This is a genomic window from Pseudomonas sp. SK3(2021) (assembly GCF_016772375.1).
Lineage (GTDB): Bacteria > Pseudomonadota > Gammaproteobacteria > Pseudomonadales > Pseudomonadaceae > Aquipseudomonas > Aquipseudomonas chlororaphis_I.
This window is the reverse complement of the sequence record NZ_CP061943.1, coordinates 3,324,553-3,350,634: the sequence shown is the minus strand read 5'-3', so window position 1 is coordinate 3,350,634 and position 26,082 is coordinate 3,324,553. Positions and strand designations below refer to the sequence as shown.

23 protein-coding genes are annotated in these 26,082 nt (G+C 64.2%); 20 read left to right on the top strand and 3 right to left on the bottom strand.

What is annotated here, in order from left to right; translation table 11 throughout:
• Positions 1-234: 234 nt before the first annotated feature.
• The gene (locus tag IF690_RS15015) at positions 235-1,341 is read left to right on the top strand and encodes a hypothetical protein (protein ID WP_252189473.1); all 1,107 of its coding nucleotides are present in this window, start codon (positions 235-237) and stop codon (positions 1,339-1,341) included.
• A 55-nt stretch (positions 1,342-1,396) separates the two neighbouring features.
• Here IF690_RS15015 and IF690_RS15010 read toward each other — a convergent pair whose 3' ends face one another.
• The gene (locus IF690_RS15010; RefSeq protein ID WP_202696255.1) at positions 1,397-2,188 is read right to left on the bottom strand and encodes a substrate-binding periplasmic protein; all 792 of its coding nucleotides are present in this window, start codon (positions 2,186-2,188) and stop codon (positions 1,397-1,399) included.
• Positions 2,189-2,958: 770 nt separating this feature from the next.
• On the opposite strand from IF690_RS15010, the gene arnB reads away from it, so the two are divergent.
• Genes arnB through IF690_RS14960 form a run of 10 tightly spaced genes read left to right on the top strand, consistent with a single transcriptional unit; the run spans position 2,959 to position 13,957 of the window.
• Positions 2,959-4,107, top strand: a complete 1,149-nt coding sequence (arnB, locus tag IF690_RS15005; RefSeq protein WP_202696254.1) for a UDP-4-amino-4-deoxy-L-arabinose aminotransferase — start codon at positions 2,959-2,961, stop codon at positions 4,105-4,107.
• Positions 4,104-5,123 carry an undecaprenyl-phosphate 4-deoxy-4-formamido-L-arabinose transferase gene (gene arnC / locus IF690_RS15000; protein ID WP_202696253.1) on the top strand — a complete coding sequence of 340 codons (1,020 nt, stop codon included), beginning with the start codon at positions 4,104-4,106 and terminating at the stop codon, positions 5,121-5,123. The genes arnB and arnC overlap by 4 nt, the downstream gene beginning before the upstream one ends.
• Positions 5,120-7,126: a bifunctional UDP-4-amino-4-deoxy-L-arabinose formyltransferase/UDP-glucuronic acid oxidase ArnA gene (gene arnA / locus IF690_RS14995; protein WP_202696252.1), complete on the top strand. Its 2,007-nt coding sequence runs from the start codon at positions 5,120-5,122 to the stop codon at positions 7,124-7,126. Before arnC ends, arnA begins: the two co-directional genes overlap by 4 nt.
• Positions 7,126-8,010: a 4-deoxy-4-formamido-L-arabinose-phosphoundecaprenol deformylase gene (gene arnD, locus IF690_RS14990; RefSeq protein ID WP_202701454.1), complete on the top strand. Its 885-nt coding sequence runs from the start codon at positions 7,126-7,128 to the stop codon at positions 8,008-8,010. Before arnA ends, arnD begins: the two co-directional genes overlap by 1 nt.
• On the top strand, positions 8,007-9,653 hold the full coding sequence (arnT, locus tag IF690_RS14985; protein ID WP_202696251.1) for a lipid IV(A) 4-amino-4-deoxy-L-arabinosyltransferase: 1,647 nt from the start codon (positions 8,007-8,009) through the stop codon (positions 9,651-9,653). The genes arnD and arnT overlap by 4 nt, the downstream gene beginning before the upstream one ends.
• The gene (gene arnE / locus IF690_RS14980; RefSeq protein WP_202696250.1) at positions 9,650-9,994 is read left to right on the top strand and encodes a 4-amino-4-deoxy-L-arabinose-phosphoundecaprenol flippase subunit ArnE; all 345 of its coding nucleotides are present in this window, start codon (positions 9,650-9,652) and stop codon (positions 9,992-9,994) included. The genes arnT and arnE overlap by 4 nt, the downstream gene beginning before the upstream one ends.
• Complete coding sequence (arnF, locus tag IF690_RS14975) at positions 9,991-10,404, top strand: 4-amino-4-deoxy-L-arabinose-phosphoundecaprenol flippase subunit ArnF (RefSeq protein WP_202696249.1); 414 nt, start codon at positions 9,991-9,993, stop codon at positions 10,402-10,404. The genes arnE and arnF overlap by 4 nt, the downstream gene beginning before the upstream one ends.
• Complete coding sequence (locus IF690_RS14970) at positions 10,401-11,762, top strand: UDP-glucose dehydrogenase family protein (RefSeq protein WP_202696248.1); 1,362 nt, start codon at positions 10,401-10,403, stop codon at positions 11,760-11,762. The genes arnF and IF690_RS14970 overlap by 4 nt, the downstream gene beginning before the upstream one ends.
• On the top strand, positions 11,763-13,382 hold the full coding sequence (locus IF690_RS14965) for an ArnT family glycosyltransferase (RefSeq protein ID WP_202696247.1): 1,620 nt from the start codon (positions 11,763-11,765) through the stop codon (positions 13,380-13,382). It begins immediately after the preceding gene.
• 41 nt (positions 13,383-13,423) lie between these two features.
• Positions 13,424-13,957: a GNAT family N-acetyltransferase gene (locus IF690_RS14960; protein WP_202696246.1), complete on the top strand. Its 534-nt coding sequence runs from the start codon at positions 13,424-13,426 to the stop codon at positions 13,955-13,957.
• A 377-nt stretch (positions 13,958-14,334) separates the two neighbouring features.
• Here the strand turns inward: IF690_RS14960 and IF690_RS14955 are convergent, their stop codons facing one another.
• On the bottom strand, positions 14,335-15,300 hold the full coding sequence (locus tag IF690_RS14955) for a LysR family transcriptional regulator (protein ID WP_202696245.1): 966 nt from the start codon (positions 15,298-15,300) through the stop codon (positions 14,335-14,337).
• A 303-nt stretch (positions 15,301-15,603) separates the two neighbouring features.
• Between IF690_RS14955 and argH the strand changes: the two genes are divergently transcribed.
• From argH to IF690_RS14910, 9 genes are all read left to right on the top strand, one after another.
• Entirely contained in the window at positions 15,604-17,031 is a 1,428-nt protein-coding gene (gene argH / locus IF690_RS14950; RefSeq protein ID WP_202696244.1) for an argininosuccinate lyase, read from the top strand.
• Between the two features lie 140 nt (positions 17,032-17,171).
• Positions 17,172-18,050: an amino acid ABC transporter permease gene (locus IF690_RS14945; protein WP_009043824.1), complete on the top strand. Its 879-nt coding sequence runs from the start codon at positions 17,172-17,174 to the stop codon at positions 18,048-18,050.
• Between the two features lie 21 nt (positions 18,051-18,071).
• On the top strand, positions 18,072-18,836 hold the full coding sequence (locus IF690_RS14940) for an amino acid ABC transporter ATP-binding protein (protein WP_202696243.1): 765 nt from the start codon (positions 18,072-18,074) through the stop codon (positions 18,834-18,836).
• 53 nt (positions 18,837-18,889) lie between these two features.
• Positions 18,890-19,714: an ABC transporter substrate-binding protein gene (locus tag IF690_RS14935; RefSeq protein WP_202696242.1), complete on the top strand. Its 825-nt coding sequence runs from the start codon at positions 18,890-18,892 to the stop codon at positions 19,712-19,714.
• Positions 19,715-19,862: 148 nt separating this feature from the next.
• Positions 19,863-20,711: a polysaccharide deacetylase family protein gene (locus IF690_RS14930; protein ID WP_202696241.1), complete on the top strand. Its 849-nt coding sequence runs from the start codon at positions 19,863-19,865 to the stop codon at positions 20,709-20,711.
• Entirely contained in the window at positions 20,704-21,591 is an 888-nt protein-coding gene (locus IF690_RS14925; protein ID WP_202696240.1) for a polysaccharide deacetylase family protein, read from the top strand. Before IF690_RS14930 ends, IF690_RS14925 begins: the two co-directional genes overlap by 8 nt.
• A complete protein-coding gene (locus tag IF690_RS14920) occupies positions 21,588-22,940 on the top strand; it encodes an MmgE/PrpD family protein (protein ID WP_202696239.1) in 1,353 nt (450 codons plus the stop codon). Before IF690_RS14925 ends, IF690_RS14920 begins: the two co-directional genes overlap by 4 nt.
• Before the next feature lie 43 nt (positions 22,941-22,983).
• Positions 22,984-24,168 (top strand): MFS transporter, encoded by a 1,185-nt coding sequence (locus IF690_RS14915; protein ID WP_202696238.1) that lies wholly within the window; start codon positions 22,984-22,986, stop codon positions 24,166-24,168.
• A gap of 156 nt (positions 24,169-24,324) precedes the next feature.
• Positions 24,325-25,032 (top strand): HPP family protein, encoded by a 708-nt coding sequence (locus IF690_RS14910; RefSeq protein WP_202696237.1) that lies wholly within the window; start codon positions 24,325-24,327, stop codon positions 25,030-25,032.
• Between the two features lie 171 nt (positions 25,033-25,203).
• Here IF690_RS14910 and IF690_RS14905 read toward each other — a convergent pair whose 3' ends face one another.
• On the bottom strand, positions 25,204-26,067 hold the full coding sequence (locus IF690_RS14905) for a LysR family transcriptional regulator (protein WP_202696236.1): 864 nt from the start codon (positions 26,065-26,067) through the stop codon (positions 25,204-25,206).
• Positions 26,068-26,082 lie beyond the last annotated feature (15 nt).

The following is a 26,082-nucleotide window of genomic DNA, read 5'->3' as shown; positions in this document are numbered from 1 at the left end:
AGGTGAATAGCCAGAGGCCATTCAAGTTCAGCAGGGGATTGAAAGTGGTTGGTTGCAACAGGATCAATAGCCGTGTTGTGCCGGAATGGGCGCAATACAATACACACTGATATTTTTAATGAAGATATAAAGCCACTGAATAAGATCATTCAATAAAAATATAAGATTTATCTTGTTTACCTGGAGTATTGCTCTTAACGCCGACCGGCATTATTTCCTAGTATCCTAGCCCTCATGTTTTTACGTGAATTTACTGGGAGACCTATGCTCTTACGCACTATCTTCATCGAGAACAAAGAACAGCAAATGCTGACAGCGGCTTTGCTCTGCAGCTTTTCTGTTCCAGAAGCAGGTCGAAACTTTCTCGCCTATAGCCTGAACGAAAGCATTGATGACGATAACCTGCGCGTCTATATCGCCTTGTTATTCAACGAAGGCGGCAATTACTGCCTGGGCGCCCTGGAGTCGAACGAGGACGGGCAGTTGGCGATGCGCGTGTTCGGCCAGATCCTGCGCGAAGCCGCCACTGGCGAACGCCGCGAAAGCGACGTGCCCTATCATCTGCTGGACATGAACAAACAACAGTTACCGGCCGCCGCGGCGGCGGACCATCGACTCTTGAGCACCAAGAAGGAATGGGTCGCCAGGCTGCTGAGTTTCCAGGCTTCGGCTCAATTTGGCCCGGCGGTTGAACATTCACCCACCGTCATCGATGACCAGCAACTCGACGCCGCCCTGGCGCAGCTCGACGAACAGCTGGACGACGGCGCGGAACAGGAGCGCGATGAATCCACCGAGACTGCCGATGCCCCCGAAACGCAAAGCCCCCGGCCAGAGACTCCTGAGGCCGCAATCCGCTACTCCGATGGCGGCCCCCTGCCGATGCCGGCCGAGCAGCCCGCCCCCCTGGATGAAGACTGGCCTTTCCCGGGCACCGACCCCGAGCACTTCCTGCAGGATGTCGAGGCGAGCCTGATGGAATTCTCCAGCATCGCCGACCGGCTCAAGCAACAGAAACAGCAAAGCCTGGCGCAACGGCAAACCCTGGACTCCAGAGAGTCTCAATTGCAGGAGAAAGAGCGCCTGCTGGAACAGAAGGAAGAGCAGCTACAACAACTGCAACAGCAACTGGATCAGGATCGGTATTCCGACAACGCAATACGTGCGCGACAAGAGACGCGCCAATACGAACTGGATAAACGTGAAGAAACACTACAGCAGAAAACCAGGGAACTGGCGGAACAATTCAAGAAGCTCAACCATGCCAGGGACAACTTCAACAACACCCTTAAAAACCTTAACGAGATCATTCGAATCAATGAAGATGCACTGTCCGAATAAACCCACCCTGGCCACCCGGCGAACTTCGTTATTGCCAGGCTTGCTGACCACTCAATTACAGGCGGTCCGACTTTGTCGACTTTTCTAGTGGATCGTTATTTAGATAGCGGTCTTTGACTTTCTCGATATAACCGTCACGGCGCATGGCCTCTATGGCTTTCGCAACATGGGTCACGATATCGGCGTTGCACACTTTGGAACAGGCAAGGTAAAGCTCATGACTCACCATGGGCGGGCTCATCAACAGTGGCCGGCTGGAGACGCGTTTCCAGATATACCGGCTTTCCTGGACCCCGTTGAACCAGGCGTCCACCCTGCCCTTCAACAGCAATTGCGCGGGGTTCTCGCCGATCTTGATCGCATAGATCTGTTCCGGGGCGAAGCCTTTGCTGCGCAGGATTTCTTCCTGGGCGCTGCCCAGCCCCACGGCGATGGCCTTGAAGCGCCGCCGGGCTTCTTCGAAGCTCGCCGCTTTATGTTCGAGGCTGAAAAACGCCCGGTCCATCTGCATGATCGGGGCAATCCAGGTATAGCGAAGTTCTCGCTCGGGTGTGCGGCTGAGTGGAGCGATCAGGACGTTGTGGTTTTCGATGGCGTATTTCTGCGCCCGCGCCCACGGCAAGGTTCTGGGTTCGCTGGTATATCCACTGTCTTTCAGTGCCCGCAAGACAACGTCGCCGACTATGCCGTGACGATCGCCCTGATTGATCATGGTCAGGGGCGGCGCGTCCGGCATCAGAAACTCGTGGGGTTCCTGTGCCCCGAGCACAGGAACCGATCCCAGGAACAGCGGCAGTAACGACAGGCTGAAAAGAGAAACGCCTTTGGCTGGTGTTCTGTCAATCACACAACGAGCCTCTTGTTGGCTTTTATTCGATATTGAGTGGTCGGTGGTCAGGGGGTGAATGGTAGAGCAGTGTCATAGTCCGTGCCCTGCTTCTGCCGATTCGGACAACGATAGCCCCCCGTTTTCTTCATTATTGTTTGACTTCAGGCAAGTGATCGGACGGTGCTACAGACCCTGCGCAGTATACGACGGGAACGCCATGGCCTTATCAGGGGTCGTATCGGTCGCCATGGTCGGGTGGCCCGAAAGTGTCAAGGCAGCCAGATAGAGCGTCCACGGATCGCGGGTGTGCAAACGGATGCGCCCTGGCTCAGGCGACGCTTGAAAACAGTGGCACTCGAACGTCTCTTGGCCAAGCGCTTTTCACCCGTGTTAGCAGCGCAAAAAACACTTTGTGGACGGCGGTGACAGGGGTTTTCCCGGGCAACCAGCGGCGAAGTCTGAACACGGGCTGTCTAGGTGAAAGATAAACGCTCCGTTGGCCTTTTTTTCATGTTCGTTTCACATTTTTCCGCTTAACCTGAATCCATTCAGGGGCGCTGGAGGCCAGCCCGGTCATCTAATCGAAACAAAAGCTAACACATTGATCTGGCCTTACTTTTACCCTGCATGGTCTTTACTGCAATCAAGCATGGACGACCCCATCGACCTCACTTATGGATGCGCTTCAATGACCGAACCCAAAACGCCTTTTTTGAATATTCCCGGCTGTAGCACAGGCGTTTTTTCTCCTTTCGATTGCTGAAAATCCTTTTCCCCCCGAGGTCTCAATGAACCAGGTTTTCCTTCCTTTCTCGCGCCCGAGTCTTGGCGATGAAGAGATTGCTGCGGTCGAGCAGGTCCTGCGTTCCGGCTGGATCACCACCGGGCCGAAAAACCAGGAGCTCGAGCAGCAATTCGCCGCGCGGCTCGGCTGCAAGCACGCGGTGGCGCTGTCGTCGGCCACCGGCGGCATGCACATCACCTTGCTGGCCCTGGGCATCGGTCCCGGCGACGAGGTGATCACCCCCTCGCAGACCTGGGTTTCCACCGCCAACATGATCTGCCTGCTGGGAGCGACGCCGGTCTTCGTCGATGTCGACCCGCACACCCTGATGACCGACGCCGCCACGGTTGAAGCCGCGATCACGCCACGGACCAAGGCGATCATCCCGGTGCATTACGCCGGTGCCGCCTTCGACCTCGACCCGCTGTACGCCCTGGCAGACAAACACGGGATCGCGGTGATCGAAGACGCCGCCCATGCCGCCGGCACCACCTATCGCGGCCGACCCATCGGCGCCCGGGGCACGGCGATCTTTTCCTTCCATGCGATCAAGAACATGACCTGCGCCGAAGGCGCGATGTTCGTCAGCGATGACGAGGCCCTGGCCAACCGGGTGCGCATGCTCAAGTTCCATGGCCTGGGTGTCGACGCCTATGACCGCCTGACCCACGGGCGCAAGCCCCAGGCCGAGGTGATCGAGCCCGGTTTCAAATACAACCTGGCGGATATCAATGCCGCCATCGCCCTGGTGCAGTTGCAGCGCCTGGACGCGATCAATCGCCAGCGCGAAGTCCTGGCCAACGCCTACCTGGAGCAACTGCGCGACCTGCCGGTGCAACCGCTGCACCTGCCGCCGTATCCGCAGCAACATGCCTGGCACCTGTTCATCCTGCGCATCGACGCCGAGCGTTGCGGCATCGATCGCGACGGCTTCATGAAGGCCCTGCAGGAGCAGAACATCGGCAGCGGTATCCATTTCGTCGCCACTCACCTGCACAGCTATTACCGCCAGCGCTTCCCGGATGTGCGACTACCCAACACCGAGTGGAACTCGGCGCGCCTGTGCTCGATTCCGCTGTTCCCCGACATGACCCTCGACGATGTCGAGCGGGTCGTCGGCGCCATCAAAACCTGTCTGGACCGAAGCCTTTGAAACCTTACCCAATCCAGTTCGTGTCGATCGTCATTCCGGTCTACAACGAAGAACAGAGCCTGCCCGAACTGCTGCGGCGCACCGAAGCGGCGTGCCGCCAGCTCAAGCACGATTTCGAGATCGTCCTGGTCGACGACGGCAGCCGCGACGAATCGGCACAGATCCTCGAGGACGCCGCCAGCCGCGAAGGCAGCCCGGTGGTGGCGGTGATCCTCAACCGCAACTACGGCCAGCATGCGGCGATCATGGCCGGTTTCGAACAGTGCCGCGGCGACGTGGTCATCACCCTGGACGCCGACCTGCAGAACCCGCCGGAAGAAATCCCGCGCCTGGTGGCCCAGGCCGAGCTGGGCTACGACGTGGTCGGCACGGTGCGCAACAACCGCCAGGACTCCGCCTGGCGCCGCTGGCCGTCGAAGCTGATCAACCTGGCCGTGCAACGCTCCACCGGCGTGGCCATGAACGACTATGGCTGCATGCTGCGCGCCTACCGCCGCAGCGTGGTCGACGCCATGCTCGCCTGTCGCGAACGCAGCACCTTCATCCCGATCCTGGCCAACAGCTTCGCCCGCCACACCACCGAGGTGCCGGTGAACCACGCCGAGCGTGAACACGGCGATTCCAAGTACAGCCCGATGCGCCTGATCAACCTGATGTTCGACCTGATCACCTGCATGACCACCACGCCGCTGCGCCTGCTGAGCATCATCGGTTTCAGCATGGCCGGCCTCGGCGTGCTGTTCGCCCTGCTGCTGATCTTCCTGCGCCTGGTATTCGGCGCCGAATGGGCCGGCGACGGTATGTTCGTGCTGTTCGCCATCCTGTTCGTGTTCACCGGTGGCCAGTTCATCGGCATGGGCCTGTTGGGCGAATACCTGGGCCGCATGTACAGCGATGTGCGCGCCCGTCCGCGCTTCTTCATTGAAAAAGTCCTGCGCAGCCAGCCTGCCACCCCTGCTCCCGCTGTCACGGTCGACGGTCTAACTTCCACTCTCTCCGATCAGGTTTCGCCATGAGTCATAAAGCTGTTGTCTTCGCCTATCACGATATCGGCTGCGCGGGCATCGAAGCCCTGCTCAACGCGGGTTATGAAATCGGCGCGGTCTTCACCCATGCCGACGATCCGCAGGAAAACACCTTCTACGGCTCCGTGGCCCAGCTGTGCTCGCTCAAGGGCATCCCGGTGCATGCCCCGGATGACGCCAACCACCCGCTGTGGGTCGAGCGCATCGCCAAGTTGAAGCCCGACTTCATTTTCTCTTTCTACTATCGCAACCTGCTCGGCGAAGCGCTGCTGGCCACCGCCAGCAAGGGCGCGTTCAACCTGCACGGTTCGCTGCTGCCGAGCTACCGCGGCCGCGCGCCGGCCAACTGGGTGCTGGTCAATGGCGAAAGCGAAACCGGCGTGACCCTGCACCGCATGGTCAAGCGCGCCGATGCCGGGGCGATCATTGCCCAGCAACGGGTGGCCATCGAGCGCAGCGATACCGCGCTGAGCCTGCACGGCAAACTGCGCGATGCCGCCGCCAGCCTGCTGCGCGACACCCTGCCCGCCCTGGCGCAAGGCAAGGTCAGCGAAACCGCCCAGGACGAGTCCAGGGCCAGCTACTTCGGCCGCCGTACCGCGGCGGATGGCAAGCTGCGGTGGAGCCAGCCGGCCGAACAGCTGTTCAACCTGGTGCGTGCCGTGACCAAGCCTTACCCGGGCGCGTTCTGCGCCGTGGGCGAGCACAAGCTGATCGTCTGGAGCGCCGAGGTGGTCAAGGGCAACGACGGCCAGGCCCCGGGCCGGGTGATCAGCGTCGACCCGCTGCGCATCGCCTGTGGCCAGGACTCGCTGCTGATCAACGCCGGCCAGCGCAACGACAACGGCCTGTACCTGAGCGGCCCGCAACTGGCCAACGAGCTGGGCCTGGTGGATGGCTCGCTGCTGCGCGGCGCCGAATCCGGCCGTGCCCCGCGGCGCACCCGGGTGCTGATCCTCGGCGTCAACGGTTTTATCGGCAATCACCTGTCCGAGCGCCTGCTGCGTGACGACAAGTACGAGGTCTACGGCCTGGATATCGGCTCCGACGCCATCGAGCGCCTGCGCAGCCATCCGCGCTTCCACTTCGTCGAAGGCGATATCAGCATTCACTCCGAATGGATCGAGTACCACATCAAGAAGTGCGATGTGGTCCTGCCGCTGGTGGCCATCGCCACCCCGATCGAATACACCCGCAACCCACTGCGCGTGTTCGAGCTGGACTTCGAAGAGAACCTCAAGCTGGTCCGCTACTGCGTCAAGTACAACAAGCGCGTGATCTTCCCGTCGACTTCCGAGGTCTACGGCATGTGCCAGGACCAGAACTTCGACGAAGACACGTCCAACCTGATCGTCGGCCCGATCAACAAGCAGCGCTGGATCTACTCGGTGTCCAAGCAACTGCTGGACCGGGTGATCTGGGCCTACGGCAGCAAGGGCCTGAACTTCACCCTGTTCCGTCCGTTCAACTGGATGGGCCCGCGCCTGGACCGCCTGGACTCGGCGCGCATCGGCAGCTCCCGGGCCATCACCCAACTGATCCTCAACCTGGTGGAAGGCACGCCGATCCGCCTGTTCGACGGTGGCGAGCAGAAGCGCTGCTTCACCGACATCGCCGACGGCATCGAGGCCCTGGCGCGCATCGTCGACAACGAGAACGATGTGTGCAACGGCCAGATCATCAACATCGGCAACCCGGACAACGAAGCCAGCATCCGCCAGTTGGGCGAAGAGCTGCTGCGTCAGTTCGAAGCCCACCCGCTGCGTGGCAACTTCCCGCCGTTCGCCGGTTTCCGCGAGGTCGAGAGCAAGTCGTTCTACGGCGCCGGCTACCAGGACGTGGAACACCGCAAACCGAGCATCGCCAACGCCAAGCGCCTGCTGAACTGGGAGCCGACCGTCGAGATGAAGCAAACCATCGGCAACACGCTGGACTTCTTCTTGCGCGAGGCCATGCTCGAAATCGCGGAGCACGCTAAAGAAGAAGCATGCTGATGCAGGCAGGTCTGCGAATCGATGTCGATACCTATCGCGGCACCCGTGAGGGGGTGCCGCGGTTGCTGGAACTGCTCGATGAAGCCGGGATCAAGGCCACCTTCTTCTTCAGCGTCGGCCCGGACAACATGGGGCGCCACCTGTGGCGCCTGATCCGCCCGCAATTTCTGTGGAAGATGCTGCGCTCCAACGCCGCCGGCCTGTATGGCTGGGACATCCTGCTGGCGGGTACCGCCTGGCCGGGCAAGCCGATTGGCCGCGACCTCGGGCACCTGATGCGCCAGGCCCGGGACGCCGGCCATGAAGTCGGCCTGCACGCCTGGGATCACCACGGCTGGCAGGCCCATGCCGGGCGCTGGAACCAGGCGCAACTGATCGAGCAGATCCGCCGGGGCGTCGACACCCTCAATGACATTCTCGGCCAGCGCGTCGACTGCTCGGCGGCCGCCGGCTGGCGCGCCGACGAGTCGGTGATCGAGGCCAAGCAGGGCTTCGCCTTCCGCTACAACAGCGATTGCCGCGGCACCTCGATCTTCCGGCCACGGCTGGCGGACGGCGGCCTGGGTGCCCCGCAGATTCCGGTCGACCTGCCGACCTTCGACGAGGTGGTCGGGCCGACCGTCGTGGCCCACGACTTCAACACATTCATCCTGGACCGGTTCAGCCCTGACAGGCTCAACGTCTACACCATTCACGCCGAGGTCGAAGGGATTCTGATGGCCAACGATTTTCGCCAACTGCTGGCGCAAGCCCGCCAGCGCGGCATTCATTTCACTCCCCTGGGTGAGCTGTTGCCTGCGTCCTTGCAGAGCCTGCCCCAGGGGCAGGTCATTCGTGGTGTCCTCGCAGGCCGCGAAGGCTGGCTGGGGGTGCAAGGCGCATGACCAGACGCTGGGCCCTGCCTCTTCTACTGCTTGCCTTCGGCCTGTTCTACCTGCTGCCGATGGCCACCCACGGTTTGTGGATTCCCGATGAAACCCGCTATGCGCAGATCAGCCAGGAAATGCTCCTGAGCGGCCACTGGGCGTCGCCGCATTTCATGGGCATCCGTTATTTCGAGAAGCCGGCCGCCGGCTACTGGATGATCGCCCTCGGCCAGGCGCTGTTCGGCCAGAACCTGTTCGGCGTGCGCGTGGCTTCGGCCCTGAGCATGGGCCTCAGCGTGCTGCTCACCTACCTGCTGGCCAGGCGGCTGTGGAACGACCCGCGCAAGAGCCTGGTCTGCGCCCTGCTGTACATGAGTTTCTGCGTGGTGGTCGGCGCCGGTGGTTACGCCAACCTCGATCCGCAGTTCACCTTCTGGGTCAACCTGAGCCTGGTCGCCCTGTGGTTCGCCCTGGACAACCGGACGCTGCGCGGCCGCCTGCTGGCCTGGGCCGGCCTGGGTCTAGCCTGTGGCATGGGCTTCATGACCAAGGGGTTCCTCGCCTGGTTGCTACCGGTGCTGATCGCCCTGCCCTACATGCTCTGGCAGAAGCGCCTGCGCGAGCTGTTTGTCTACGGCGGCGTGGCGGTGCTGGTGGCAATGGTCGTGAGCCTGCCGTGGGCCCTGGCGGTGCATGCCCAGGAAGCGGATTACTGGCGCTTCTTCTTCTGGCATGAGCACATCCGCCGTTTTGCCGGTGACGACGCCCAGCACGCCTCGCCATGGTGGTACTACCTGCCATTGCTGGTGGCTTTCAGCATGCCCTGGGTCCTGGTACTGCCAGGTGCCTTGAAGCAGGCCTGGCAGGCCCGGCGCCAGGCGAGCAGCGGTTTCCTGCTGCTGTGGCTGATCCTGCCGCTGGCGTTCTTCAGCCTGAGCAAGGGCAAGCTGCCGGCCTATATCCTGCCGTGCCTGCTGCCGCTGGCGCTGCTGATGGGCAATAGCCTGAGCGACCGCCTGCACGCCGGACAGACCCGGATCATCCGCCTCAACGCGGTGCTCAACCTGGTGCTGGGCTTGTTGCTGCTGTTGGCGCTGGTGTACTTCCAGCTGAAGAAGCCGCTGTACAGCAACGAACCCGGGCATCTGGTGCTGGTGTTCCTGGCCCTGCTTGGCTGGAACATGAGCAACCTGCTGCCGGCCTTCCGCCCGCTGCACCTGTGGGCCGCGCCGGCGCTCGGCAGCTGGCTGTTCATCGCCCTGCTACCGGCCGGCCTGCCGAACTCGGTGGTCTACAACAAGATGCCGGATCAATTCATCATCGATCACGCCGAGGAGCTCGCCCGGAGCCACACCCTGGTGAGCAACGACCTGGGCGCCGCCTCGGCCCTGGCCTGGCGCCTCAAGCGCCCGGATATCGCCTTGTACAACACGACAGGCGAAGTGAAATATGGCCTGGCCTATCCTGACACCCAGCATCGTTACATCGACCTGCGCAAGGTCGGCGAATGGATGCCTGCGGCCCGCAAGCTGGGCCAGGTGGCCGTGCTGATGCGCGTCAATGGCGACGAACACTACGAAATCGATCTGTTGCCACAGGACTTCAAACGTTATGAGCAGGGCAATCTCGTGATCCTGATCTTCCCCCAGAGCCAACCATGAGCCTGTTGCTGCTGCTCGGCGCCTGCCTGCTGACCTGCCTGGGCCAGCTCGCGCAGAAGTTCGCCGTGGAAAGCTGGCGTGGCCAGCCTTCGGGCGCGCTCGACAAACTGCGCTCGCCCTGGCTGTGGCTGGCCCTGGCTAGCCTCGGCCTGGGCTTGCTGGTGTGGCTGCTGGTGCTGCAGCGGGTCGAGGTCGGCATTGCCTACCCGATGCTCAGCCTGAACTTCGTGCTGATCACCCTGATCGCCCGCTTCGTGTTCCATGAAGCCATCGACCGCCGCCACTGGCTGGGCGTGGCGCTGGTGCTGGCGGGCGTACTGCTGTTGAGTCGGCACGCATGAGCCGGGTTCGCGGTTTCACCTTCGCCATGGGCAGCGTGCTGCTGGTCAGCGCCGCGCAACTGGGCATGCGCTGGAGCATGACCCGCCTGCCGGCGCCGGCGGACTGGCTGGCGGCGCTGTCCGGCGGCCAGGTCGACCTGTTGGCGCTGGGCGTGGTGCTGGCGGCGATCCTCGCCTATGCCCTGTCGATGCTCTGCTGGCTGGCAGCGCTGCGCGACCTGCCGCTGGGCCGGGCCTATTCCCTGCTGAGCATCAGCTACGCCCTGGTGTACCTGCTGGCCGCCGCGCTGCCGCTGTTCAACGAGCCGTTCAGCCTCTCGAAAACCCTGGGGGTGGCCCTGGTCATCCTCGGCGTCATTACCATCAACTCACGCCCTGCTCCCGCGACAAGTCCCAGGAATACCCCATGAAAATCAGCGTATTTGGAAGTGGTTACGTCGGCCTCGTACAGGCCGCCGTGCTGGCCGAAGTCGGCCACGATGTCATCTGCATGGACATTGACGAGCACAAGGTCCAGCAGCTGCAACAGGGGCACGTCAGTATCTTCGAGCCCGGGCTGTCGAGCCTGGTGCGCGACAACCTGGAAAGCAGACGCCTGAGCTTCACCAGCGACGAAAAGCTCGCGGTGCAGCATGGCCAGGTGCTGTTTATCGCGGTCGGCACGCCGTCCAGCGAGGACGGCTCGGCCGACCTGAGCTACGTGCTGTCGGTGGGCGACGCCGTAGCCCGGCACCGCGAGCAGCCGGTGATCCTGGTGGAGAAATCCACGGTGCCGGTGGGCACCGGCGACACCTTGAAGGCCCATATCGAAAAGGCCCTGGACGGGCGCGCCCTGCAGTTCGATATCGTCTCCAACCCGGAATTTCTCAAGGAAGGCTCGGCGGTTTCCGACTGCCGCCGCCCGGACCGGATCATCGTCGGCTGCGAGCGCGAAGAGGTCCGCGACGTGATGCGCGACCTCTACGCCCCCTTCAACCGCAACCATGACCGCATCATGTTCATGGACCTGCGCAGCGCCGAGCTGACCAAGTACGCCGCCAACTGCATGCTGGCGACCAAGATCAGCTTCATCAACCAGATCGCCGAGCTGGCCGAACACCTGGGGGCCGACATCGAGTCGGTGCGCCTGGGGATCGGCGCCGACTCGCGCATCGGCTACCACTTCATCTACCCGGGCTGCGGTTATGGCGGCTCGTGTTTCCCCAAGGACATGCGCGCGCTGATCCACAGCGCCGAGCAGGCCCATTGCTCCAGCGACCTTTTGCAAGCGGTGGAAGCCATCAACGAACGGCAGAAACACAAGCTGTTCGAGCGCATCAACGCTTTCTACCAGGGCGACCTGAGAGGCAAGACCTTCGCCCTCTGGGGCCTGGCCTTCAAACCCAACACCGACGACATGCGCGATGCCCCCAGCCGGGTGCTGCTGGAGTCGCTGTGGGCCGCCGGCGCCCATGTGCGCGCCTTCGACCCGGAAGCCATGCAGGAAACCCAGCGCCTGTACCCCGACGAGCCGAAGCTGATGCTGATGGGCACCCCGGAATCGGTGCTTGGCGACGCCGACGCGCTGATCATCTGCACCGAGTGGCAGCAGTTCAAGGCGCCGGACTTCCAGCTGCTGCGTCAGCGCCTCAAGGCCCCGGTGATCTTCGACGGGCGCAACCTGTACGACGCCGAGCGCCTGGCCCGTGGCGGCTTCACCTACTTCCCGATCGGCCGCGGCGAGTCGCGCCACCTGCCGATTCCTCACCGGCAATGGGCCAAGGCCTGAATGCCCAGGGCCGGCAGCACGTCTTCCAGCACCCTGCATTGGCAAGCCTGGGGGCTCGGGCTGCTGGCCCTGCTGCTGTTCTGTGCCGGCGCCGGGCAAGCGACGGTGATCGGTTTCGATTCGCGCTTCGTGCTGTTCGCCAAGGAAATGCTGCGCCATGGGCCGGGTTTCTTTCCCACCACCTATGGCCAACCCTACGCTGACTACTCCAGCGCCTCGACCCTGCTGATCGACCTGTTCGCCCTGGCCCCGGGCCGGGTCACGACCCTCGCGGCCTGGCTGCCCACGGCCATTGCCGGGGCATCGATCGTCAACCTGATGTACCGCCTGCTGGCGCCCCATTCGAAAACCTGGGCCTTGACCAGCATCGCCCTGCTGTTGCTCAGCAGCACCTTCATCACCGAAACCCGCGCCGTCTCCCTCGACCTGATGCTCGCCGCCATCGCCCTGGCGGTGTTCTACCTGGGCTATGCCCACGATCATTTCGCCGCGCCGCGACGCCTGTGGCCGATCCTCGCGTTGCTGGTCGCGGGGTTCGCCATTCGCGGGCCGATCGGCCTGGTGATTCCCTGCGGCATGCTGTGCAGCTATTACCTGCTCGAAGGCCAGTGGCGACGCATGCTGGTCTTCGGTGGCAGCGCCTTGTTCCTGTTGCTGGCGTGCGTGGCGCTGCTGCTGTGGCTGGCCCGACTGAGCGGCGGCCCGGCCTTCATGCAGGAGGTGATCCGCATGCAGTTCACCGGGCGCATGGATGGCAGCGAAGGCAGCAGCGGGCCGTTCTATTACTTCAGCAGTTCCCTGGACAACTATGCCCTGGCCTACCCGCTGGCGATCCTGACCTGGCTGGCGGTGTGGCTTGGCCCCCGCGAACGGCAGGACCGCGCGCGCAGGCTGCTGGTGCTGTGCAGCGCCGCGGCCCTGCTGGTGTTGATCGGCCTGTCGATTCCCCAGGCGAAAAAAGCCCGCTACCTGCTGCCGATGTTGCCCATGCTGGCGATCGTCGCGGCCTATCCCTTCCACGACGTCCAGGGCCGCGGCCTGGCCTGGCTGCGCCGGGGCATCCAGGGCCTGTGGCTGTTGACCCCCGGATTGCTGATAGCGGCGTTGCTGGTGGCGCAACGGCGCTTTGCCGAACCCTTGGCCGGCTTGAATCCTCTGCTGGTGCTGCTCGGCCTGTTGCAACTGGCCGCGCTGGGCCTGTTGCGCATGCCGCGCCGGCGGATTGGCGGCCTGGCCCTGGGCGCCGTGCTGGCCGTCTGGAGTGCCTATATCCTTGGGTTCGAGCCGCTGGCCCGACAGCTCTACGACACCCGCACCTTCACCCTGGCCGCCTGGCGGCTGATCGAGCAGGCCCCGGCCCCGGTGGTGCTGCACCAGATGGGCAAGGACGCCAAGGCGATCAAATTCATGGTCCACCTCGACCAGGACCTGCAGCCGCTGTTCACCGAGCGCCCCGAGGCCCTTGCGGCCATCCCGGGCCCGGCCTGGGTGGTGATGGACCAGGGCCAGCTGGCGACGCTGAAAACCACGCCGTTGGCGCGACTGACACCGGTGCTCGGCGGGCGCTTCGACCGCAACGACTACGTCCTGCTGCACCTGCCCGGCACCGCCCAACCCTGACGGTTGCCCCACCGCGCCCTGGCTCCTTACACTCGCGCCCCATGACTCTGCAAATCCGCCTGGCCACCGAGGCCGATGCCCTTCTGCTCCCCGCCATCGAACGCAGCGCCGCCGCGCTGTTTCGCCGCGACCCCGAACTGGCCTGGCTGGCCGACGCCGAGGTGCCCGACGCCGCGCAGCACCGCGCGCATATCCGCCAGCAGCGGGTGTGGGTCGCCGTGCTCGATCGAGAGGTGTGCGCCTTCCTCGACGCCGAAGCCTGCGCCGATGCACTGCATATCTGGGAAATCTCGGTCGCCAGTAACGCCCAAGGACGCGGCATTGGCCGCCGCCTGCTGGAGACGCTGCGCGAACAGGCATGCCAGCAAGGCTTCAGCGCCCTGACCCTGAGCACCTTTCGCCAACTGCCGTGGAACGAACCCTTCTACCAGCGCTGCGGTTTTGTCACCCTGGACCCCGACCAACTGGGGCCGCGCCTGCGGCAGGTGCTGGCCGAGGAAGCCCGCCACGGCCTGCCGGCGGCCCGGCGCTGCGCCATGCGCCTGGCGTTGCCTGCTGAACCAAGCCAATCGTAGGAGCGAAGCTTGCTCGCGATGGTGGTCTGGCAGGCCAATATCGATGTTGAATGTAGCGGCTTTATCGCGGGCATGCTTCGCTGCTACAGAGGGGTATTCGGGAGTGTTGCCAGGCATCTAAGGCTGCCGCTTCGCGTTATTTAAAGTGGCTTGCGGGCGGGACCACCCATGGCATGTTCTGTACTCACCGGTTACTTCGTACGGATAACCGCGCGGGAATCTAAAGGACAGTAGTCATGGGTTAAAAATGCCATTACACAGGATAGATCGGCCACCCGTTTCCGGCGCCCCGCTTGATCGACCGCTGCACTTTGCGCCGCTACTTCAGCAACATCGCCTTAATCCCCGACAAACCCGGTCCGAGAACTTGGGTCGCGTCAGCCATTACTCTTGAGATCCACCCCCAGCGCCTGGGCGAACGCCTTCACCAGGGGGCTGCGTACCGTGTTGTGACGCAGGATCAGGCTGAAAGGCGTGCTGTAGTGCACCCGGTCCGCAAGCAGCGCGCGCATTTCACCGCGCTCCACCAGCGGGGCGGCATAGTGCCGGGGCAGAAACCCGAGGAAACGCCCGGTCTTGATCAATATGGCCACGGCCTCCACCTGGGAGGCCGCCGCCGAAAAGCTGTCGTACACAGCAAAGTGGCTCTTCTCCTGATGGATCGCGTAGCGGTGGTTGATGAACTCATGCCGCTTGAGCGTCTCGGTGTCGATTGCGCTATCGGCCACGCTGAACAACGGATGCCCTTCGGCGCAATAAGCCGCGGACTCTTCGTCATATAACTTGAAGTAGTCGAACTCTTCACGCTTTTGATAAACCGGCACTATTCCAGCAACTAAGCGCCCCTCCACCACGCCCCGCTCAACTTCATCCAGTTGCGAAGCGTAAAGTCTGAATCTTACTTTCGGAGATTCAATATTGATCCGCCGCAAGGCTGCAACTAACGGTGAATTAACATCGGTAATCGTATTGTCAATCACCCCTACCCCAAGATCGCCGATTATTTCATTCTGCGCGCAACTAAGCCGATCACGAAAGTTGTCCACCGAGGCAAACAGGTCAATCGATGCCTGATACACCAGGCTGCCTTCCTCGGTCAGGCAAAACCCCTCCCGGCCCCGGGTGCACAGGCGCATGCCGATGCGGATCTCGAGGTCGGAGATCTGCTTGCTGATGGCCGCAAGGCCCACGTTCAGTTCGTTTTGCGCAGCGCTGAAACCGCCCGCCTCGACCACCGCCTTGAATACCTTGAGCAGTTTGAAGTCCAGCCCGCTGAGTGCCAGCGGTGCCCTGTGGGCGGTTTTAATCGGTGGGTTTCCAGAATTGGAAAGTGGGGTTTCCATAATGCTTATTGACCTCGGGCGGCATATTCAACAGGCTTTGCTGCACAACAAAAACACAGCCGACAAATAATAATGAACACAGAAAACAAGGCTTGGCAACCACCAAAAGTTTCCCTGGACCAGCCACAACTCGCTGATTCAACGCCATTAAAAACTGACACTTCGATCAGTTCTCGCCACTTGCAACTGCCCTCTTGAAACCTGCCTGACCGAAGACTCTTCGACGCCCTTCCAGCGGCTGTTGGAGAAGTCCGTGGCCGGCTGTACCGAATTCAATTCGCGTTATCGACGAGGAAAAAAACAATGAACCAGCCTACCGATCGCCTCTGGGGCGCCCGTTTCAAAAGCGGCCCGTCCGAGGCCCTGGCCGCCCTGTCGCGTTGCCCCGAGCGTTACTTCCGCCTGACGCCCTACGACCTCGCCGGTTCCAAGGCCCACGCCCGGGAGTTGCAACGCGCCGGCCTGCTGGACGAGCAGGAAACCCGCACCCTGCTCGAGGCCCTGGCGCGCATTGGCGAAGACTTCCGCGCCGGCCGGGTGAGCCCGACCCTGGACGACGAAGACGTGCACACTTTCATCGAGCGCCTGCTCACCGAACGGCTTGGCGCCCTCGGCGGCAAGCTGCGCGCCGGCCGCTCGCGCAACGACCAGACCGCCAACGACCTGCGCCTGTTCCTGCGCGACCATGTCCGCACCCTGGCGGTGCAGGTGCTGGAGCTGCAGCACGCGCTGGTGGAACAGGCCGAACGGCATGTGGACAGCATCTGCCCGGGCTTCACCCACCTGCAGCAGGCCCAGCCGATCGTCTTCGCCCACCACCTGCTGGCCCACGCTCAGTCGATGCTGCGCGACGTGCAACGGCTGGTGGACTGGGATGCCCGCACCGCCCTGTCGCCATTGGGCGCAGCGGCCATGGCCGGCTCGGCCATCGCCCGCCAGCCGCAACAGTCGGCCCGGGAAATGGGCTACGCCGGCGTCTGCGAGAACTCCATCGACGCGGTGGCCAGCCGCGACCACGTGGCCGAGTTCCTGTTCGTCGCCAGCATGCTCGGGATCAACATCTCGCGCCTGGCCGAAGAGTTCTGCCTGTGGTCGTCGCGACAATTCCGCTGGGTGGCCCTGGACGACGCCTACGCCACCGGCAGCTCGATCATGCCGCAGAAGAAAAACCCCGATATCGCCGAACTGGCGCGGGGCAAGGCCGGCCGGCTGATCGGCAACCTCACCGGGCTGCTGTCGACCCTCAAGTCGTTGCCGCTGTCCTACAACCGCGACCTGAGCGAAGACAAGAACGGCGTGCTCGACAGCGTCGACACCCTGCTGCTGGTGCTGCCGGCCATGGCCGGGATGGTCGCGACCATGACCGTCGACGTCGAGGAACTGCGGCGCCAGGCGCCACTGGGCTTCACCCTGGCCACCGAAGTCGCCGACTGGCTGGCGGTGCGCGGGGTGCCGTTCAAGGAAGCCCACGAAATCACCGGCGCGCTGGTCCAGGCCTGCGAGAAACACGACCTCGAACTCTGGGAGGCGTCCCCGGCCCTGCTGGCCGAGATCGATGGGCGCCTGACCCCGCAGGTGCGCGACAGCCTGACCCTGGAAGCCGCCATCGCCGCCCGCAGCGGCTGGGGCGGCACCGCGCCGGAACAGGTGCGCGCGCAGATCGGCCGACTGAAAACCGCCCTGGCGGCGCAGCGGCAATGGGCCGAGGACTATCAGGGCTTTCGCCTCTGAAGCCGCACACAAAACCTGTGGGAGCGAGCTTGCTCGCGATTACGGTTTCACCTTCAACATCAACGTGGACTGACCCACCGCTATCGCGAGCAAGCTCGCTCCCACAGCGATAGCGCCGAAACCGAGTACGGAGAAACAGCATGAGCCAGACCCAGGCAGAGCGCCTCCTCGCCGAGCGCAAACAAGCCGAAAACCAGTTCGACATCACCCAGTACGAACATGTGCCGCGGCGCTACTACGGGCGGATCTTCTTCGCCACGGTGATCGTCATTGCCCTTGTCGGCCTGGTCCGGGCCTTCGCCGAAGGCAAGATCGAATGGTCGTACATCGGCCAGTTCCTCACGTCCCGGGCGATCCTGTTCGGCCTGCTCAACACCCTGGTCATGGCGATCCTGGCCATGGCCCTGGGCATCGTGTTCGGGGTCATCACCGCGATCATGCGCATGTCGGCCAACCCGATCCTGCGCTACGTGGCCGTGACCTACACCTGGCTGTTCCGCGGCACGCCGCTGATCCTGCAGCTGCTGCTGTGGTTCAACCTGGCGCTGATCTTCCCCACCATCGGCATTCCCGGGTTGTTCGAGCTGGACACCGTGAGCCTGATGACGCCATTCGTGGCCGCCCTGCTCGGCCTGAGCATCAACCAGGGCGCCTACACCGCCGAAGTGGTGCGCGCCGGCCTGCTGTCGGTGGACACCGGCCAGTACGAGGCCGCCAAGTCGATCGGCATGCCGCGCCTGCAGGCGCTGCGCCGGATCATCCTGCCCCAGGCCATGCGCATCATCATCCCGCCGGTGGGCAACGAGTTCATCGGCATGGTCAAGATGACCTCCCTGGCCAGCGTGATCCAGTACTCGGAACTGCTCTACAACGCCCAGAACATCTACTACGCCAACGCCCGGGTGATGGAGCTGCTGATCGTCGCCGGCATCTGGTACCTGGCCGCCGTCACCGTCCTGTCCTTCGGCCAAAGCCGCCTGGAACGCCGTTTCGCCCGTGGCGCCGGCAAGCGCTCGTAAGCAGCCCTGGAGAATCCGATCATGAGAAACATCGTCAAGGCTGTGGGCCTGAACAAGTACTACGACAACTACCACGCCCTCAAGGACGTCAACATCGAGGTCGAGCAAGGCGAAGTGCTGTGCATCATCGGCCCGTCCGGCTCGGGCAAGAGCACCCTGCTGCGCTGCGTCAACCAGCTGGAGAAGATCGACAAGGGCGGCCTGTGGGTCGACGGCGAGCTGGTGGGCTACCGCATCGTCGGCAACAAGCTGCACGAGCTCAACGAATCGCAGATCGCCCGCCAGCGCCTGGCCACCGGCATGGTGTTCCAGCGCTTCAACCTGTTCCCGCACATGACCGTGCTGCAAAACATCGTCGAAGGCCCGTGCCAGGTGCTCAAGCGCGCGCCCAAGGAGTCCCACGAGGAAGCCCTGGAGCTGCTGGCCCGGGTGGGCCTGGCCGACAAGCGCAACAGCTACCCGATCGAGCTGTCCGGCGGCCAGCAGCAACGGGTGGCGATCGCCCGCGCCCTGGCCATGCGGCCCAAGCTGATGCTGTTCGATGAACCCACTTCGGCACTCGACCCGGAACTGGTCGGTGAGGTGCTGTCGGTGATGCGCGACCTGGCGCAAACCGGCATGACCATGATCGTCGTCACCCATGAACTGGGCTTCGCCCGGGAGGTTTCCAACCGCATGGTGTTCATGGACGGCGGGCAGATCGTGGAGGCTGGAAGCCCCGAAGAAATACTAATAAGTCCACAAAACCCGCGCACCCAAAGCTTCATTTCTGCCGTTCGAACCTAGGCCCGAGCTCGCAAACCCGCAGCGGACCTCACAACACTCATAAGAGAACGACCATGAAGAACTTCGTCATTCCAGCAGTACTCGCAAGCCTGATGGCCAGCAGCTTGACCTTCGCCGCCGAGCTGCCCGCCAGCCTCAAGGCCAAGGGCGAGATCGTCGTAGCGATCATGCCCAACTACCCGCCGATGGACTTCAAGGACCCGGCCACCAACCAGCTCACCGGCCTCGACTACGACCTGGGCAACGCCCTGGCCGAGCGCCTGGGGGTGAAGATCGCCTGGCAGGAAACCGGCTTCGAGCAAATGATCAACGCCCTGACCACCGAGCGCGTGGACGCGGTGCTGTCGGGCATGACCGACACCGCCGAACGGCAGAAGAGCGTGACCTTCGTCGACTACTTCACCAGCGGGCCGCAGTTCTACACCCTGCAGAAAAACACCGCGATCAACGAACCCAGCGACCTGTGCGGGAAGAAGGTCGGCACCAGCCGCCGCACCACCTTCCCGGCGGAAATCGCCACCTGGAGCAAGGCCAACTGTGAAGCCCAGGGCAAGCCGGCGGTGCTGGTGATCGGCACCGAAGGTTCGGCCGACGCCCGCGCCCAACTGCGCCAGAGCCGCATCGACGCGGCCATGCAAGGCAGCGAGACCCTGCCGTACCTCAAGACCCAGGAAAAGGACACCTACAAGACCCTGGGCCTGCCGATCTCCGAGCAGTTCACCGGCCTGGGCGTGAGCAACAAGAAGCCCGAGCTGGCCGCGGCCCTGAAGAACGCGCTGCAAAGCATGGTCGACGACGGCAGCTACCAGGCCATCCTGAAGAAATGGGACCTGGAGCTGGGCGCGATCAAGACCGTGACCCTCAACGCCGGTAAATAACCCCCGGGCAATCCTGTAGGAGCGAGCGTGCTCACGATGAAGCCGGCACTGTCGACATCGGCGTCGCCTGTCAGGCCGCTATCGCGAGCACGCTCGCTCCTACAGGCCGGGTCGATCACGGCCCGCGCCAATGACTGGAGCGCTATCGATGTCCTCCTCACCCCAACCCACCTGGCCGGACGGGCGCCAGGCGTGCCTGGCCCTGGCCTTCGACCTCGACGGGCCGACCGGCGACGCCATGCTCGACGGCTCGATCTGGCGCAAGCCGGAATACTTCGGCTTCGGCGGCTATGGCCCCTATCGGGCCCTGCCGCGCCTGCTCGACCTGCTCGATGCCTTCCGGATCCCGACCACCTTCTTCGTCCCGGCCTGGGTGGTGGAGAACTGGCCCCGGCAATGCCAGGCCATCGTCGAGCGCGGGCACGAGGTGGCCTACCACGGCTACCGGCATGAGTCCTTCCATGCCCTGCCCCTGGAGCAGCAGAAGGCGGTCATGGCCAAATCCCGCGAGGTGTTCTGGAAGCACCTGAATATCCGCGCCGAAGGTTTCCGTACCCCGTCCGGCGACTGGCGAGCCGAAACCCCGGCCATGCTGGTGGAAGCCGGCGTCACTTATTCCAGCAGCATGCGCGGCGACGACCGCCCGTACCTGGTCCGGGTGCCGGGCCATGCCACGCCGCTGGTGGAGATCCCCGGGCGTTGGGAGATGGACGACTACGCCTCCCTCGCCTACACCCGCGCCCCCGATTTCCCCGCGGGCCTGGACCGCACCGCCAGCTACGCGCTGACCCTGGACAACTGGTGCCGCGAGTACGACGGCGCCATGGACGAAGGGCTGTGCCTGACCACCCTGTTCCACCCCAAGATCACCGGCAAACCCGGGCGCATCCTGCTGCTGGAGCGCCTGTTCGAACATATGCGCCAGCGCGAGGACGTGTGGTTCGCCACCTGCCGCGACGTCGCCCGCTGGTGGCTCAAGGAGCATCACCATGGCTGAACCCCAGGCCTGGCCCCAGGGCTACCGCTGCGCCGTGGCGGTGACCGTCGACTACAACGACATCCACGGCATCCTCACCCAGGCCCCGGAAGTGGCCGGCCGCGACAAGACCCTGTCGGTCTGGCGCTATGGCAGCCAGCGTGGCGTCGAACGCCTGCTGGCGCTGCTCGACGAATTGCGGGTGCCGGCCACCTGGTTCGTTCCAGGGATCGTGGCCGAGGAAAACCCCGGGCATGTGCGGGCGATCCAGGCCGCCGGGCATGAAATCGCCTGCGCCGGTTATCGCCACGCCAACTACGACCTACTGAGCCTGGCCGAGCAACGGCTGGAACTGCAACGCGGTTGCCAGGCCCTGGCCGACCTCACCGGGCAGCGCCCCCGGGGGTTTCGCATTCCGGCCGGCAACTGGGCCCCGGGGTTCGTCGAGGCGCTGCATGGGCAAGGCATTCGCTGGTCGTCGTCCTGGCGCGGCGATGACCTGCCCTTCCCCCACCCGACCCGGCCGCAAGTGATCGAGCTGCCCCTGCACTACGAGCTGGAAGACGAACCCTACTTCGCCTTCAACCTCAGCCCCGCGGTACCGCCGGGGCAATCGCGGATCGCCTCCTACCGCCACACCCTGGGCAACCTGCTGATGGACTTCGCCGGCTTCCACCGGTTCGGCCTGCTCTACGTGCTGCGCCTGCACCCGGAGATCATCGCCACCCCGGGGCGCATCGGCTTGCTGCGCGAGCTGTTGCAGGGCATCCAGCAGCACGAGGATGCGTGGATCGCCCGCGCCGGCGAGATCGCCCAGTGGTGGGCGGAACGCGCGCAACCGCTGGCGGAGGATCACCCCGCGGCGATATATGAACGTCACTATCGGGCCTACCTGCCATGACCGATCGCTTGCAACGCCTGGCGCAATTCTGCGTCGACAGCCGTTTCGAAGACCTGCCCCCGGCCCTGGTGGCCCAGGCTACCCGGCATATCCTCGACACCTTTGGCGCCGCGCTGGCCGGTGCCGACAGCGAAGTCGCCGTGGCGGCGCGGCAGGCCCTCGGCGACGAAGTCGGCCACAGCCGGGTATGGGGCACCGCGCTGAGCACCAGTGCCACCCAGGCCGCCTTGCTCAACGGCATCGCCGCCCATGCCCTGGAGCTGGACGACACCGGCGGCTGCGACCATTCCGGGGCCGTGGTGTTGCCGGCGGTGATGGCCGCCGCCAGCCTGCGGCACACGGCCCTCAGCGGCCGTGAGCTGCTCACCGCGGTGGTCATGGGTTACGAAGTCGGGCGCCGGGTGCTGGAAGCCTGCGGCGGTTATTCGGCGCATAACGGCGCCGGCTGGCACTCCACCGCCACCTGCGGGGTGTTCGGCGCGGCGGCCGCCTGCGGCCGGGTGCTCGGCCTCGATGCCCGGCAGATGCGCTCGGCCCTGGGCCTGGCCGGCAGCTTCAGCGGCGGGCTCTGGGCCTTTATTCACGACGGTTCGCACAGCAAGAAACTGCACAGCGGCCGGGCGGCCGAAGGCGGCCTGCTGGCCGCGCGGCTGGCCCGGCAAGGCGTGACCGGGCCGGGCCAGCTGTTCGAGGAGGTCTGGGGCGGCTTCCTCAAGACCCTGGCCGGCAGCGCCGCAATCCCCCAGGCCCTGGACGAAAGCCTGGGCCTGGTGTGGAAGCTCGCACGCTGCTCGATCAAGCCACATGCCTCCTGCCGGGGCACCCATTCGGCCATCGATGCCCTGGGCCTGTTGCTCGAACAATTGCAGGTGACAGCGGATCAGGTGGAAGACATCCGGGTGTCCCTCTGCGCCTTCCTCGACGGCATGTGCGGCGGCCGCGACATCGACTCCCTGGCCGCCGCGCAGATGAGCCTGCCCTACGCCCTGGCGGCGCGCCTGGTGCATGGCCACGCCGGGCTGGATGCCTATGACCGCCGATGCCGCGAAACGGCAGGGATCGCCAGCGCCATGGCACGGATCCGCCTTGAAGTGGACCCACAACTGTCGGAGGATGGCGAGCCCGTGCTCACCCTGCGCACCCGCGACGGGCGCCAGGCCAGCCTGTGCGTCGAGGTGCCGTTGGGCGCGCCGGGCAACCCGCTCGGCGATCAGGCGCTGCAAGAAAAGTTTCTCAGCCTGGCGACCCGGGTGCTGCCCGCCGGGCGCGCCGGCGAATTGCTGCAACGGTTGTGGCGGCTGGCGGATATGGAATCCGTCGCCGTGCTGGACCGCTGGCTCCAACCATAGCCCGCCCGTAGCCCACTCAGACAACAAGGACTCGTGCACCACCGTGGCCACTTATTCGCTGGCTATCCGCCGCCTGATGATCTGCTCGCTGACCATTGTCGTCAGTCGCGCCATCACCAGCCCCCTGCTTACCCTGTTCCTCAGCAAAAAACTCGGCCTCGACCAGCAGGACGTCGGCCTGCTGCTGGGGATCGCGGTGTTCATCGCCACCCTGCTCGCGCTGTATGGCGGCTACATCCTCGATCGCCTGGACAAGCGCCGGCTGCTGATCCTGACCATGCTCTCCAGCGGCATCGGTTTTGTGCTGCTGACCTTCGCCCACAACCTCTACCTGACCACCGCGATCCTGGTGATCACCGAAACCGCCTCGGCGCTGTTCCTGATCGGTTCCAAGGCGATCATCAGCGAAAACCTGCCGGTGAGTCAGCGGGCCAGGGTGTTCTCCCTGCGCTACACCCTGACCAACATCGGCTACGCCACCGGCCCGATGCTCGGCGTGGTGATCGCCGGGCATTTGCCGTTGGCGCCGTTCCTGATCGCCGGCGCCATCGCCTTTCTCAGCACCCTGCTGATGCGCGGCATTCCAGCCACGCCGGGGCTGCCCTCGCTGAGCAAGCCGCAGAGCTTCCTCAACACCCTGGTGACCCTGAAAAACGACCGCACGCTGATCATGTTCACCTGTGGCTGCCTGCTCAGCACCATCGTCCATGGACGCTTCACCCTGTACCTGTCGCAGTACCTGCTGGTTACCGAAGACGCGAAAAGCGCCCTCGACACCATGGCCGCCCTGCTGGCCTGCAACGCCATCAGCGTGATCCTGCTGCAGTACCAGATCGGCCGGTTCCTCAAGCGCGAACAACTGCGCTACTGGATCGCCGTCGGCACCAGCCTGTTCATCCTCGGCCTGGTCGGCTTCAGCCTGGCCGACAGCCTGCTGGGCTGGTGCCTGGCGATGTTCGTCTTCACCCTCGGCGAGATGATCATCTACCCGGCGGAATTCCTGTTCATCGACACCCTGGCCCCCGAGGCGCTGCGCGGCAGCTACTACGGCGCGCAGAACCTCGCGGCCCTGGGCGGCGCCTTGAGCCCGGTGATCTGCGGCTACCTGCTGGTGCACACCCCGGCGCCGACCATGTTCTATGCCCTGGGCGCCTTGACCGCCCTGGGTGGCCTGCTGTGTTTCCTCAGCGGACGGCGGGTGGCCCAGGCCGCGACAGTGCAAAAATAATGCACTTAAGCAGCATTATTATGAATTTGTAGATACCTCGATTGATCGGCACACTGTGCCGGTTCCTCCCCCAACTGTTGGAACGCTTCAGGGCTTTCTGGTGATCCAGACAAGCCCTTCTTTTTGCCCGCTGAACCGGAATTGGATCGCTTGGTCATGCTTGCTCGCTGGAAACCCGCCGCCATCAATACCCGCCCCTCGGAATGGAGCCGCGCCGCGATCGGCATGGCCTTGGGCACGTTGTTCAGTGTCTGGTTGTGCGGCCGGGTGTTCGGCCTGGAAGTGGCGCTGCACCTGATCGGCCCGCTGGGGGCCTCGGCGGTGCTGCTGTTCGCGGTGTCGTCCGGGGCGCTGGCACAACCCTGGTCGATCCTCGGTGGCTACCTGTGCGCGGCAGTCCTGGCGTTGCTGGTAGCCCATGTGCTCGGGCGCACCCTGGGCAGCGCCTGCCTGGCCGCCGGCATGTCCCTGGTGCTGATGTGCTGGCTGCGTTGCCTGCACCCGCCGGCCGGCGCCGTAGCCTTGACGATGGTACTGGCCGACCCGGCGACCCTTGCCCTCGACTGGCTGGCCCTGGGCCCGGTGATGCTGGCGGCCCTGTGCCTGTTGCTCAGCGCCCTGGCCTACAACAACCTGACCCGCATCCGCTACCCCAAGGGCCAGAGTGAACCTGCGACCCAGCTGCCCGCCGATCGGCCATCGACCGATGCCCAGGCCATCACCGCCGCCGACCTCAAGCTGGCGCTGGATGAGATGCAAGAGTTCTTCGACGTCACGCCGCACGACCTGGAACAACTGATCCATGCCAGCGAAGCCCATGCGCGCCGGCGCAGCATTGGCGAAGTGTTGACGCCGCGGGTGTGATCGGAGGTTATCCGGACAGGTCGCGGACTCAGGTTTGACGGCAACTGCGTTGCCGGTCGCAGCCTCGCAGGCTCGGCAGCGGCTACACCGCCACCGCGAACCCTGTAGCCGCTGCCGCAGGCTGCACTCAAGCGCGAAGCGCTCGTAAAACCAGGCGCCGCGTTTTACGACTCAGATCATCGGATCCCAGCGCTGCGACCAGTCGGTGTCGCTGGCGATGACCTCGCGCAGCACTTCGAAGGCCTGCTGCAGCTCCACCGAGTCGCGTTCGCGGGCGTACAGCAGGTAGGTCGGGAAGTTGAACTCCGGGGCCTTTTCCACCCGTTCCAGCACACCGCTGTCCAGGTAGCTTTGCACCACCCGGGTACGGAAGTAGCCACTGCCGCCGCCCTCGAGGATGAACTGCAAGGCCAGCGGCCCGAGGTTGAACCCCACCGCGGCCTTGGCCTGGTCCGGCAGCGCCGCGTCGTGCTGGCGGCGGAAATCCTCGCCCCAATCGATGTACACATAAGGCTCGGGCTTGCCGGCCAGGCGCACCAGGATCAGCTTTTCCTCGAGCAATTGCTCGACCTGCAACCCCGGCCCGTACACCGGTTGGAACACCAGCGCGGCATCCAGCACCCCCAGTTCCAGCTGGCGTTGCAGGCTCGCCCCCTCGGCGATCTGGCTGCGCACGGCGTGGCTGGGAATCGCCTGGCGCAAACGCCTTACCCAGTTGAGCATCAGCGGGTTGCACAAGCTGACTTCACCGCCGATGTGCAGCACATTGCGATAACCGGCCAGCAACGGCAGGTCGCGCTGGGCAGCCTCCCAGGTCTGCACCAGCTGGTTGGCGTAGACGATGAACGCCTCGCCATCGGCGGTCAGCCGCGCCCCGGCGCGGTTGCGCACGAACAGCTTGCAGTCGAGCTGGCCTTCGAGGTTCTGCACCCGGGCGCTGATCGCGGTCTGGGTCAGGTGCAGGCGCTCGGCCGCGGCGATCAGGCTGCCGCTGCGGACGATTTGCAAAAAGGTGCGGGCCAGGTCGATGTCCATGTTGCCTCTGGGTCA

Bases quoted from the DNA above. Each gene is read 5' to 3' on its own strand.
- IF690_RS15015 (WP_252189473.1), top strand. From the start codon at position 235: ATGTTTTTACGTGAATTTACTGGGAGACCTATGCTCTTACGCACTATC.
- arnB (WP_202696254.1), top strand. From the start codon at position 2,959: ATGAACCAGGTTTTCCTTCCTTTCTCGCGCCCGAGTCTTGGCGATGAA.
- arnA (WP_202696252.1), top strand. From the start codon at position 5,120: ATGAGTCATAAAGCTGTTGTCTTCGCCTATCACGATATCGGCTGCGCG.
- arnD (WP_202701454.1), top strand. From the start codon at position 7,126: ATGCAGGCAGGTCTGCGAATCGATGTCGATACCTATCGCGGCACCCGT.
- arnT (WP_202696251.1), top strand. From the start codon at position 8,007: ATGACCAGACGCTGGGCCCTGCCTCTTCTACTGCTTGCCTTCGGCCTG.
- arnE (WP_202696250.1), top strand. From the start codon at position 9,650: ATGAGCCTGTTGCTGCTGCTCGGCGCCTGCCTGCTGACCTGCCTGGGC.
- arnF (WP_202696249.1), top strand. From the start codon at position 9,991: ATGAGCCGGGTTCGCGGTTTCACCTTCGCCATGGGCAGCGTGCTGCTG.
- IF690_RS14970 (WP_202696248.1), top strand. From the start codon at position 10,401: ATGAAAATCAGCGTATTTGGAAGTGGTTACGTCGGCCTCGTACAGGCC.
- IF690_RS14965 (WP_202696247.1), top strand. From the start codon at position 11,763: ATGCCCAGGGCCGGCAGCACGTCTTCCAGCACCCTGCATTGGCAAGCC.
- IF690_RS14960 (WP_202696246.1), top strand. From the start codon at position 13,424: ATGACTCTGCAAATCCGCCTGGCCACCGAGGCCGATGCCCTTCTGCTC.
- IF690_RS14955 (WP_202696245.1), bottom strand. From the start codon at position 15,300: ATGGAAACCCCACTTTCCAATTCTGGAAACCCACCGATTAAAACCGCC.
- argH (WP_202696244.1), top strand. From the start codon at position 15,604: ATGAACCAGCCTACCGATCGCCTCTGGGGCGCCCGTTTCAAAAGCGGC.
- IF690_RS14945 (WP_009043824.1), top strand. From the start codon at position 17,172: ATGAGCCAGACCCAGGCAGAGCGCCTCCTCGCCGAGCGCAAACAAGCC.
- IF690_RS14940 (WP_202696243.1), top strand. From the start codon at position 18,072: ATGAGAAACATCGTCAAGGCTGTGGGCCTGAACAAGTACTACGACAAC.
- IF690_RS14935 (WP_202696242.1), top strand. From the start codon at position 18,890: ATGAAGAACTTCGTCATTCCAGCAGTACTCGCAAGCCTGATGGCCAGC.
- IF690_RS14930 (WP_202696241.1), top strand. From the start codon at position 19,863: ATGTCCTCCTCACCCCAACCCACCTGGCCGGACGGGCGCCAGGCGTGC.
- IF690_RS14925 (WP_202696240.1), top strand. From the start codon at position 20,704: ATGGCTGAACCCCAGGCCTGGCCCCAGGGCTACCGCTGCGCCGTGGCG.
- IF690_RS14920 (WP_202696239.1), top strand. From the start codon at position 21,588: ATGACCGATCGCTTGCAACGCCTGGCGCAATTCTGCGTCGACAGCCGT.
- IF690_RS14910 (WP_202696237.1), top strand. From the start codon at position 24,325: ATGCTTGCTCGCTGGAAACCCGCCGCCATCAATACCCGCCCCTCGGAA.
- IF690_RS14905 (WP_202696236.1), bottom strand. From the start codon at position 26,067: ATGGACATCGACCTGGCCCGCACCTTTTTGCAAATCGTCCGCAGCGGC.